This window comes from Gottfriedia acidiceleris, assembly GCF_036421055.1.
In the GTDB taxonomy this organism is placed as follows: Bacteria; Bacillota; Bacilli; order Bacillales; family Bacillaceae_G; genus Gottfriedia; species Gottfriedia acidiceleris_C.
Map to the genome: position 1 here is coordinate 1 of NZ_JAZGQS010000048.1, position 615 is coordinate 615.

General features: G+C 47.8%; 4 tRNA genes and 1 rRNA gene. All 5 read left to right on the forward strand.

Annotated elements, in window-relative coordinates:
• The first annotated feature begins 110 nt into the window (after positions 1-110).
• The 5 genes from rrf (at position 111) to RAH41_RS22480 (ending at position 589) form a co-directional block, all read left to right on the forward strand.
• Positions 111-226 (forward strand): 5S ribosomal RNA (gene rrf / locus RAH41_RS22460).
• A 10-nt stretch (positions 227-236) separates the two neighbouring features.
• Positions 237-311: transfer RNA gene (locus RAH41_RS22465), tRNA-Asn, on the forward strand.
• Positions 312-315: 4 nt separating this feature from the next.
• Positions 316-407: transfer RNA gene (locus tag RAH41_RS22470), tRNA-Ser, on the forward strand.
• Positions 408-429: 22 nt separating this feature from the next.
• Positions 430-504, forward strand: a tRNA-Glu gene (locus RAH41_RS22475).
• A gap of 9 nt (positions 505-513) precedes the next feature.
• Positions 514-589 (forward strand) — tRNA-Val (locus tag RAH41_RS22480).
• Positions 590-615 lie beyond the last annotated feature (26 nt).

Sequence of the window (615 nt, forward strand, 5' to 3'; positions counted from 1 at the left end):
ATGACATTATCTAGTTTTGAGGGTGCAAAAATTATTATAAAAAACTTTAAAAAAGTCATTGACTTTCGAATGAGATATGATATAATAGTTATTGTCCTTAAGGAATTGAATCAAGTGATGATAGCGAAGAGGTCACACCCGTTCCCATACCGAACACGGCAGTTAAGCTCTTCAGCGTCGATGGTAGTTGGGGGTTTCCCCCTGTGAGAGTAGAACGTCGCTTGGTTTATGAATATTCCGCAGTAGCTCAGTGGTAGAGCACTCGGCTGTTAACCGAGTGGTCGTAGGTTCGAACCCTACCTGCGGAGCCATTTTGGAGAGCTGTCCGAGTGGCCGAAGGAGCACGATTGGAAATCGTGTAGGCGGGTAACCCTGTCTCAAGGGTTCAAATCCCTTGCTCTCCGCCACAAGTTTTCAGCATATTGTACTGGCCCGTTGGTCAAGCGGTTAAGACACCGCCCTTTCACGGCGGTAACACGGGTTCGAGTCCCGTACGGGTCACCATTTTATTACGGAGGATTAGCTCAGCTGGGAGAGCACCTGCCTTACAAGCAGGGGGTCGGCGGTTCGAGCCCGTCATCCTCCACCATCTAATTAAACTTAATTTACATTCTT